Below are 9599 nucleotides of genomic sequence, written 5' to 3'. Positions count from 1 at the left end.
TCAAGGCGTGGTCGTCGCCGTACCACACGTTCAGGTCCTCGACGCTCAACTTCGCGTCGCCCTCGAACTCGAACGCCGTCCACTCCTCGCGGGTCTCCTCGGCCGTCTCGCCCGCGACCGTCGTCGACGCCGTCGAGTCCGCGCTCGCGCTCTCGATGCCTGTGCTGTCGTCGTCGAAGTCTGATTCTTGCTTACTCATAGTCGAGTTTCCGCCGGAAGATCGTCCGTGCCGTGATACCGACCGCGTAGAACGAGAGCACGACCATCAGGAGGATGAACGCGCTCGCCCACCCCATGGACGGCGACCCGCTCACGCCCGCCGCGATGACCGCCCACACCTGCGTCGGCAGGCTCGCCGACGCCGCGGTGAGCGCGTCGTTCACCACGAACGGCGGCTGTGCGACGAACCGGAACCCGCCGATGACGTCCACGGCCTCCGTCGAGTTCAGCGTCGACCCGAGGACGAGGATGAGCGGCGCGGTCTCGCCAGCGATGCGGCCGACGCCGAGGATGACGCCCGTGATGACGCCCGGCATCGCCGCCGGGACGACGACGCTCCGGATGGTCGTCCACTGGTCCACGCCAAGCGCCGCGCTCGCGTCCCGGTACTCGTCCGGGACCGCCTTGATGGCCTCGCGACTCGTGATGAGGACGAGCGGGAGGAGCATGAACCCGAGGACGAGCATCCCCGCGAGCAGCGACTCGTCGCCGCCCAACCGCGGGATGAGGAACGCCGCCCCGAACAGCCCGAACACGATGCTGGGCGTGCTCCAGAGGGCGTTCGTCGCGATCTCCACGAGGTTCGTGAAGTTCCCCTGCTCGGCGTACTCCGTGAGGAACACGGCGGCGCCGAGACCGAGCGGGACCGCGAACGCGGTCGCGCCGACGACGAGCCAGACCGTCCCGACGATAGCCGGGAGGATGCCGCCGGGTTCGGCACCCAGCGGGATGTACGCCTGCATCGCCATCGGCCACGAGAGCGACCCCTGCGTGGCGACCGCGAACGGTCCGACGCGGAACGGGACGCCCGTGCCCGCGACGTGCACGCCGAGCACCGCGACGAACCCGGCAGCCGCGGCCAGGGAGAGCGTCACCTCCTCGTCGACCAATCGGCTGGTGATGGTCTCCTCGACGTTCCCCCTCCCGAGTGCGAGGAGGACGGCGACCGCGAGGAAGCCCGCGGCGGCGACGAACGCCGCGAACGCCACCACCGGGACGCCGGCGACGTTCGGGGCCGTTCGCGCGGTCGACTCCAGGAACGCGGTCGCCAGCAGGACCGACAGGCCGCCGAACGCGCCGACGACGAATAGCGGCGCGACGCTGACCGCGCGCTCGCCGACGGCCCGCGGGTCACCGCCCGCGAGCACGCCGGCGAGCGGGGCGAGCGCGAGCGCCATCGCGCCGACCGCGGCGACGACCACGATCCAGTACGCGACCGTCCCACCGAGCGCCGTCACCCCGAACGGGTTCGCGCCGAGGATACCGAACGCGCCCGCTATCATCACGAGCGCGCCGACGACCAGCGGGAGCGCCCGGCGGACCTGACCGACGAGCGGGAGGTCGTCGCCGACGTTCTCGAGGCTCCCGTACCGTCGGAAGAAGTACGCGAGGAGCGCGACGCTTGCGACGAGCACGAGCGGGGACCCGACGACGAGCGAGCGCGTCACCGAGACGCTCGTGTCCAGGACCTCTGGCTGGCGGTTCACCTGCACCGTGTACGTGAAGTCGTACGCGAGGCTGCGCCCGGTCACGACCACGTACGCGAACAACGCCGAGAGCGCACCGACCGCGGAGACCGGGAGCACGCGCAGCAGTTGGCGGGCGCCACCACGCCACTCCTCGGTCCCGGCCGGCTGGCTCGCACGCTGTGCGGCCAGCGCCAGGAACGGGAGCGTCGCGAGGAACGCCGACGCCGCCCCGACCTCGAACCCGTGGAACGCGTACCCGACGCCCTTCAGCGTCACGAACACGACGATCGCGGCCATCACGACGAGCATCAGCAGCGCGTTCAGGTTGATGACGAGGAAGGTCCCGTACTGGCGGCCTTGCGCGCCGAAGCCTTCGCGAGCCTTCGCCGCGGACCACGCCGACAGGAGCGACCCCGTCAGGACGAATATCGGGACGACGACGCCGCCCGTGAACCCGCCGGAGACGACCTCGGGATTCCACTCCCAGCCGACGCCGATCGCGGCCGACGCGATGGTCGCGCCGAGAACGGCCACGACGAGGCCAGCGGGGACCGTCGACCCGACGTCCTCGCGAGCGACGACCGTCACCACGAGGAGTGCGACGCCGACGACGAGTGCGACGGCGACCCACGCCGCCGAGCCGAAGCCGACGAGCGACCCGCCGACGCCCGCGCCGACGCCCAGGCCGATGGCCCCGAACGCGCCGCCGGCGAGCAGGCCCGCGCTCGCGTCCGGCGTCGTCTCCACGACCCCGAACCGGCTCGCCGCGCCCGCAGCGACCACGACGACCGCCTCGACGACGAGCAGCCACCCGAGGAGGGCGGCGAGCGTCACGTCGGACGCGTACGCGACACCGGTCAACAGGACCGTCGCCACGAGCAAGCCACCGGCGACGCCACGCAAGCGCTCGGACGTGATGGGGACGACGTTCGCCCACGAGAACGCGGCGACGACGCCGACGCCACCGGCCGTGACCGCGGTCAACGCGAGCATGAACTCGCCGAGCACGGGCCCGCTCGCCGCGAGCCCCACGACCTGCACGAGCGACAGCAGCGCGAGCGCGAACCCGACGACCGTCAGCGAGATGACGCCGTCGAGCGCGCGGTCGTACAGCCGCGAGTCCGCGCCGACGAGCGTCGTGTCGCGAGCGTACGCGTCACTCATGCTTGCCCCCGCAGCTTCTCCTTCATGCGACGCTCGATGAACTGCGAGAGCACGCTCATCCCGGCGACGATGACGAACAGGATGACACCAGCGACGAACAGCACGTCGATCGTGCTCTCGGAGGCGCTCCCGTAGTTCGTCGCGATGAGGCTCGTCAACGTCGCACCCGCGTCGAACACGTCGAACAGCGGGTTCGACAACCCGACGCCAGCCGCCATGATCGCGGCGACCGCCATCGTCTCACCGATCGCACGCCCGAGGCCGAGGATGAGGCCCGCCGAGATACCCGAGAACGCCGCGGGAATCGAGATGGACTTCATCGTCTGCCACTGCGTCGCGCCCATCGCGACCGAGCCGTCCTTCATCGACCGCGGGACGCTCGACAGCGCGTCCTCCGCGACCGACACCACCGTCGGGAGCGCCATCAGGCCGACGACGAGTCCCGCGATGAGGAACGACGCGCCGTCGTCGAGGAACGACGTCTGGATGAACCCGTTCAGCACCTGGAACCCGATGAACCCGTACACGATGGAGGGAATCCCCGCCAGCACCTCGACCGCGGGCTTGACGACCTCGCGCACGCCGTCGCTCGCGACCTCGCTGATGAACAGCGCACCGAACAGCCCGAGCGGGCCGGCGACGAACGCCGATATCGTCGTCACGACGACCGTCGCCCAGATGGTCGGGATCAGCGAGTACGCGCCCGAGAGCGGATTCCAGTACGTCTCGCCCGACGGGAAGACCGCGTCCAGCCAGAAGAACCATCGGACGTTCCCATCGACCACCGGGATCAGGAACAGCCCGACCCCGTGTTCGCCGACCGCCGGGAACGCGCTCGCGAACAGGTACACCGTGATGAACGTCACTGTCAACACGGTCGACACGGTCGCGACGAGCGTCAACAACCGCGCGGTCTCCGCCTGATGCCTCACCCACGACACCACGGTCGCGAGCCCGAACAGCACGAACGTCGGGAGCGCGAGCGCCGGCGCGACGAGGAACACGCCCACGGTCGCGACGAGCAGGAGCGCCGCCGAACCGACCGTGAGTAACGCGCCCTCCGACGCGTCCTGGCCGAGGAGTGTTGTGCGAGCGTTCGACATGAAGTTGCTGGACATTTCGTATCTTGTGGGGTCTGTCGCGTCGTTCGTCTCTCGGTCCCGTCGTCGACCGCCGCCCGGTCAGTTCGTCGGCTCGGGGAGCTTCCCGAGTTGGGTCTCCTGCCGGCGTTTCCCGAGCGCGAAGTAGTTGTTCGGCTTCACGAACGTGTCCTGGCCGAAGTCACTCAGGAGCATCCGCAGGAACGCCGCCTCCTGCTTGCTCGTGCCGTCCCACGTGTACGCGTGCAGGTCACGCGAGAGCGGGTAGGCCTTCGAGTCGAGGCCGTTCTGGTCGTCCTGATAGCTGTACGTCGTCCCCTCCCAGTTCAGCGCGATGGGCGCGACGCCGTCGGTGTCGATGAACGTCAACGCCAGGTAACTGATGGCGTTGTCCGCCTGCGCGATAGCCTCCGCGAGGCGCTGGTTCTGCCCGAAGCGGTTCGCGACGCTCGTGTCCTCCTCGGGGTTCCCGAAGACGTTCGCGACGAAGCTGGTCCGGGTCCCGGAGCCCTTGACGCGCCCGAGCACCTGGATGTCCCTGTCGGGGCCACCGAGTTCGCTCCAGTTCGAGATACGGCCCTTGTAGAGGTCCTTGAGCTCCTGACCCGTTATTTCGGTGACGCCAGCGTCGGCGATCTCCTCGGAGACGACCAGCGGTTGGCCGTCGACGCCGACGACGTGGTCCGTGAACTTCTCGTAGGACTCCCGGTCGGGGAGCTCGTCCTCGACGTTCCCCGAGGAGTTCCCGATGTCTATCTGCTCGCTCATCACCTTCTCGACGCCCGTCCCGGAGTGACTGAGCGCGACCGTGAACCGGAACGGGGGCTTCCCGCCGTCGCTCGGCTCGAACCCGTAGAGGCCCGCCCAGTAATCGGCGAGGTTCTTGTCGGTCTCGATACCGTACTCGGCGTGGGGCCAGTACTCGGTGTCGCTCGCCGGTCGGTTCGCGTTCCAGTACGACCCGCCCGAGTTCATGATCGGGTACACCGTCGACGACCCACCCGAGGTCAGCGTCTTGGGCGCACTCGACGCACCACCGGACTCCCCGTCGCTGGCCGTCTCGGTCGCGGTCGACGTCGACGCGTCGTCCGCGCGCCGCGCACCACGCAGCGAATCGCCCATGCAACCCGCCGTCGCCGCCACCCCGACGACGCCGGCCGTGGCGATGAATTCACGCCGCGATGCCCTACCGGGATACCGCTCCGGATCTTCCGCCATTACGGATACCAAGACGGATTCGTACTAAAGCGGTTGCTAATATCCCTATAGGCACCTACGGAACTTCCATACTGAACATATCGCTATATAGTCCTACGTTCTCCCGGGGTGGTCGACGACCAACCCACCAACATCCCCAGAAACCACGACGAAAACGGCGTAGACCGCACGAAACCGACCACCGAACCGACCGCGAACCATCCGCTCCAGCGAGCGACAGGTCACCCGAACCACACCCAACCGACCCCCGCCACCCACCCCAACCAGTCAACCAACCACAACCAACACCCATGCCAGCACACCACACTCGACAATCTATATACCCGACACCCACACCCCCAACCAACCCCACCCCCACCCGACACACCCAGAACCACCCCACGAACACACCACCAAAACCCACACCAAAGCCCAACCACCTGCCCATGCACCCAACCCCAAGCGTCGAACCACACCAAGCGTCGAACCACACCAAGCGTCGAACCACACTCACCACTTCTCCCACCGCGCACTCGTCGCTATCACTCCTCGCTATTGCGGCGGAAGAAATGAGTGGGAGCGGATTCGAACCGAAGCCAGACGTGCTCGCTCACGTTCGTTCGCTGCGCGCGACTGGCAGGGTTCGAATCCACACTCAACACTTTTGCGTCCACAGACTCCTCGCTGCGCTCGTCGTGTTATGGACGCAAAAGTGGGTTGGGGCGGATTCGAACCGCCGGCCTGCTCCGTGTGAAGGAGCCGTCATAACCTGGCTAGACCACCAACCCAGGCACTCGTGGGTACCCGGTTGGTGAACTAAAGGGTTCCGTTCCTCAGGCGGATTGCTCGGTGCGGTCGCGGTACGCGGCGACCTTCTCCCGGGCTTCGACGATGCGCTCGCGCGCCTCGCCCTCCGCGCGCTGCTCGATCTCCTTCAGGTCCGACTGGAGCTTCTCGACGCGCGAGGGCTCGGGCTCCGGTTCGACGCCGCGCAGCTCGTTCACGCGCTCGACCACGGGCTTGAGTTCCTCCTTGATGCCGGCGGAGGCGTGCTCGCTGGCTCGCTTCAGGTAGTATCGAGCGTCTTCGAAGTGCTTGTTCATACAATACTGTTGGATTGGATAGGACAAGAATCTGTCGCCCGCCATCACACCCGTTTTAGGCAACCCGAAATCGGCAGCTTTACCAATGATTTAGGCATACCTAAACCCGTGGCGGCGGGCGAACCCCGCCACGCGAACCGTCTGTCCCAACCACCGGGTCGTCGCCTCGTGACCGACGACCCACGATAGAGCCGTGGGCATCACGCGGCCTCGCCGCGGCACGGCTCACTCCTGCTTCAGCCCAAACCGTTTACCAGCACCGTCGCGTACGCCACTCTCGTGTTCGAACGACTCTCCATCCCGACCCCCTTCCAGGTCGGCCCGGTCAACGCCTACGTCGCCGGGCGGACCATCGTCGACCCCGGCCCCGCCAGCGAGGAGGCCTGGTCGACGCTCCTCACCGAACTCGACGCGCACGACCTCGACCCCGACCACTTCGAACAGGTCCTCGTCACGCACCCCCACCCCGACCACTTCGGGCTCGCCAAACGCTTCCGGGACCGCGGTGCACGAGTCCACGCCAGCGCCCCCGCCGCACACATCATCGGCGGGTTCGAAGAACGACTCGCGTACGAACAGGAGTTCTTCGGCGAGTTCTTCCAGCGCCACGGCATGGCGGAGTCGACTGCCAGGACGGTCACCGACCTGCCCGAAGCGTTCGTCGAGTACGCACCCGACGTCGACACCGACCGCGTCCTCGACGCCGGCGACACCGTCACCGTCGACGGAGCCACGGTCGACGTCGGCACCACGACCGGGCACGCCCCCGGCGAACTCACGTTCGCGTACGACCACGACGACGAACGTCACGTCATCGTCGGCGACAACGTCCTCCCCGACATCACGCCGAACCCACTCCTCCAGCCGCCGATGGACCACCACGACGAACGCCCACGCACCCTCCCCGCGTTCAACGACGCGCTCGCTCGACTCCGCGACGCCGACTACGACCGCATGCTCCCCGGCCACCGCGAGGTGATCGACGACCCCGCCGCACGCATCGACGAGATACTCGCCGCGCACGAGGACCGCACCGAGACCGTCCTCGAACTCCTCGACGGACCGACGACCGCGGTCGACGTCATGAACGGACTCTTCGAGGACCTGCCCGCGACCGAGCAGTTCAGCGGGATGAGCGAAGCTGTCGGGCACCTCGACGTGCTCGAAGCTCGCGGCGAGGTAACCCGCCGCGAGAACGGCGGCATGGTCGTCTACGAACGCGCCTGAGAACGCCGCTCGCCGCCGAGTCCGCTCGCGGTCAGTACGTCGGGTTCTCCTCGGGGACGCCGTCTCGCTTGTTCACCACGCGCGCCCACGTGAACAGGCCGTCCGACAGCCTGTTCAGGTACTGGATGGCCTCCGCGTTCACGGGGTCGCCCGCGGCGAACTCCACGGCGCGGCGTTCCGCGCGCCGACACACCGTCCGCGCGTGATGCAACCGCGACCCCTTCTCGGACCCGGTCGGGAGGATGAACGACTGTAGTGGGTCGAGCTCGTCCTCGAAATCGTCGATCCAGTCCTCGACCTCGTCCACGTGCGCCTCGCGCACGCGCGGGTCGTCCTCGTCGGGGTCGGGGTTCGCGAAGTCCGCCTGCACGACGTGCAGGTGATTCTGGACGCCCTCCAGTATCTCGTCGACGTCGTCGTGGCCCGTCGGCCGAACCGTGCCGATGAGCGCGTTCAGTTCGTCGACGGTCCCGTACGCCTCGATGCGCGGACTCGTCTTCGACACCCGACTCATGTCCCGCAGGTCGGTCATCCCGTCGTCGCCACGACCGGTGTATATCTTCATGCGAGAGCGTCCGGTCCGCTTGCACTTAACTATCGCCCGGAACGAGTACGATAAACCACTATACGCGATACAGAATCGGGTTCGTTCGGGTTGGGCAGGTTCGACTCGGTCAGTCGGTCACTCCACGTTCCTGAACGGCTCAGCAATCGCTCTCCGTTCTGCGTCGAGTCGAGCACAGTACCGGTCTGCCCTGAATACGTGCACCTCTCTCGCGGTCACGAGTGAGCCGAACCCGGTCGGCTCCCACGTCCGTCCCTGCTGGCCAGTCGCTGTCGCGATCGTGAAACCGTGTTGCTCGTCCGTCGCTCGGACGGTCGCCACCACCTCCACGGGCTGGCTTTCGTCTGCCGGTAATCCCCAGGAGAACGAGTCGGTCAGGCTCTCGCCCTGGTTCACCGTGACCTCGTATGCCCGTGCCAGGTCGTCGCTGTTGCGGATGCGAATCGTGACCGTCGCCCCTTCCGGGCGCGCTGTCGGCGTCTCCGAGGAGGAGGGGCACCTGCGAGTGCTGCGATCACAGCGCTCCCACCGACCGCGACCACCTGTCGTCGAGTCGGCCGGTCACTCGCGTCGAACACGGCAGTCAGTTCGCTCATGACGGCATCGTCCGACGTGATGACGATGAACCGGTGGCTCATCGCCGATGGACATCACCTCGGACGGCGAGAACGCGGGGGCCTGGAGACCGTCCGTCGGTCCGCCCGGCGAGCACGCGTCCCTCGATGACGCTCAGGCTGTGTGACTCCGCGGGTACGCGAGCCACTGCCGTAACCGAACGCTAACCGCAGTGATCGGTGGCTGTGGCACGGACGGTACTGCTCAAACTCGGTTTTGTTCGGACTCAGCAGTTGGTCTTCGCGAGCGCGTACGACCCGCTGGCGAGGAGGACGAGGCCGACGACGAGCGGGGCGACCACGAACAGCGGATGCCAGGGCGCGCAGCCGTCGCACGCACCAGCGGCGAGCTGGGTGGCGATCGTGTACTGGGTGTACCCGCCGTAGCTGGCGAGGCCGAGGCCGAGGAGCGCTGCTGTCACGCAAGCGATGCGTGCAGGGGTTACCGGGGCTGTGGCAGACTGCATGGAGGACACGATTCCTCCATCGGGGTCCGGGTACTTATTCCCGCCACCTGGGTGAAAAATCAGTTTCAGCGAGCTACCACCTCGGCAGGAAGCTCCGCCAACAGGTGAACACGCCTCGCCAGCGCGGTCGCACACCGCACGGTCGACGTGACTGACCTGGCGTCCACGCCTCGACGCGTGCTGGCGTTGTACGGAACCGTCGACCGGACCGCGTGTCGAACCCGCGCACAAGAAAGCGTCCGCCTCGGTGGGGTCCTCGCCCGATCCACGCGACGCAACCCTGATTTACTATCGCGGTATGCGGTTTACGCGACGTCGTTTGGACCGCGATCATCCCCCGGAATCGCCCCGCACGTGCCACGCTCAGGGGTTACAGAACGGAGAATACGCCGCCACCCACCGACCTGGGGGGAGGGCGGACGGACGCGTTCTGTGCGGAATCGGAGCGCCCGGGGTGCGTCGGAATCGGTACGT

The 9599-nt window shown here is 67.5% G+C and carries 8 protein-coding genes, 1 tRNA gene and 1 pseudogene; 1 reads left to right on the top strand and 9 read right to left on the bottom strand.

The window, feature by feature from the left end; all coding sequences use genetic code 11:
- The 6 genes and pseudogenes from LI336_RS18065 to LI336_RS18040 form a co-directional block, all read right to left on the bottom strand.
- Positions 1-199, bottom strand: a pseudogene (locus LI336_RS18065) (phosphate ABC transporter ATP-binding protein); the annotation flags it as partial.
- Positions 192-2852 carry a phosphate ABC transporter permease PstA gene (gene pstA / locus LI336_RS18060; protein WP_227134557.1) on the bottom strand — a complete coding sequence of 887 codons (2661 nt, stop codon included), beginning with the start codon at positions 2850-2852 and terminating at the stop codon, positions 192-194. The gene pstA and the pseudogene LI336_RS18065, both read right to left, overlap by 8 nt.
- Positions 2849-3955 (bottom strand): phosphate ABC transporter permease subunit PstC, encoded by a 1107-nt coding sequence (pstC, locus tag LI336_RS18055; RefSeq protein ID WP_227134556.1) that lies wholly within the window; start codon positions 3953-3955, stop codon positions 2849-2851. Before pstC ends, pstA begins: the two co-directional genes overlap by 4 nt.
- A gap of 78 nt (positions 3956-4033) precedes the next feature.
- On the bottom strand, positions 4034-5170 hold the full coding sequence (locus LI336_RS18050; RefSeq protein ID WP_227134555.1) for a substrate-binding domain-containing protein: 1137 nt from the start codon (positions 5168-5170) through the stop codon (positions 4034-4036).
- Positions 5171-5862: 692 nt separating this feature from the next.
- Positions 5863-5937, bottom strand: a tRNA-Val gene (locus tag LI336_RS18045).
- 45 nt (positions 5938-5982) lie between these two features.
- Positions 5983-6252, bottom strand: a complete 270-nt coding sequence (locus LI336_RS18040; protein ID WP_227134554.1) for a DUF7553 family protein — start codon at positions 6250-6252, stop codon at positions 5983-5985.
- Positions 6253-6531: 279 nt separating this feature from the next.
- Here LI336_RS18040 and LI336_RS18035 point away from each other — a divergent pair, with 279 nt between their 5' ends.
- The gene (locus LI336_RS18035) at positions 6532-7479 is read left to right on the top strand and encodes an MBL fold metallo-hydrolase (protein ID WP_227134553.1); all 948 of its coding nucleotides are present in this window, start codon (positions 6532-6534) and stop codon (positions 7477-7479) included.
- Positions 7480-7510: 31 nt separating this feature from the next.
- On the opposite strand, the gene LI336_RS18030 is transcribed toward LI336_RS18035, so the two are convergent.
- The 3 genes from LI336_RS18030 to LI336_RS18020 form a co-directional block, all read right to left on the bottom strand.
- Positions 7511-8044 carry a cob(I)yrinic acid a,c-diamide adenosyltransferase gene (locus LI336_RS18030; RefSeq protein ID WP_227134552.1) on the bottom strand — a complete coding sequence of 178 codons (534 nt, stop codon included), beginning with the start codon at positions 8042-8044 and terminating at the stop codon, positions 7511-7513.
- A 117-nt stretch (positions 8045-8161) separates the two neighbouring features.
- Complete coding sequence (locus tag LI336_RS18025; RefSeq protein WP_227134551.1) at positions 8162-8440, bottom strand: hypothetical protein; 279 nt, start codon at positions 8438-8440, stop codon at positions 8162-8164.
- Positions 8441-8885: 445 nt separating this feature from the next.
- The gene (locus LI336_RS18020) at positions 8886-9125 is read right to left on the bottom strand and encodes a hypothetical protein (protein WP_227134550.1); all 240 of its coding nucleotides are present in this window, start codon (positions 9123-9125) and stop codon (positions 8886-8888) included.
- Between the last annotated feature and the right edge of the window lie 474 nt (positions 9126-9599).

The organism is Halorubellus salinus, assembly GCF_020567525.1.
Lineage (GTDB): Archaea > Halobacteriota > Halobacteria > Halobacteriales > Natrialbaceae > Halorubellus > Halorubellus salinus.
This window is presented reverse-complemented; position numbering and strand designations above follow the sequence as displayed.

Coding starts and splice junctions, on each gene's coding strand:
- pstA (WP_227134557.1), bottom strand. CDS start 2,852: ATGAGTGACGCGTACGCTCGCGACACGACGCTCGTCGGCGCGGACTCG.
- pstC (WP_227134556.1), bottom strand. CDS start 3,955: ATGTCGAACGCTCGCACAACACTCCTCGGCCAGGACGCGTCGGAGGGC.
- LI336_RS18050 (WP_227134555.1), bottom strand. CDS start 5,170: ATGGCGGAAGATCCGGAGCGGTATCCCGGTAGGGCATCGCGGCGTGAA.
- LI336_RS18040 (WP_227134554.1), bottom strand. CDS start 6,252: ATGAACAAGCACTTCGAAGACGCTCGATACTACCTGAAGCGAGCCAGC.
- LI336_RS18030 (WP_227134552.1), bottom strand. CDS start 8,044: ATGAAGATATACACCGGTCGTGGCGACGACGGGATGACCGACCTGCGG.
- LI336_RS18020 (WP_227134550.1), bottom strand. CDS start 9,125: ATGCAGTCTGCCACAGCCCCGGTAACCCCTGCACGCATCGCTTGCGTG.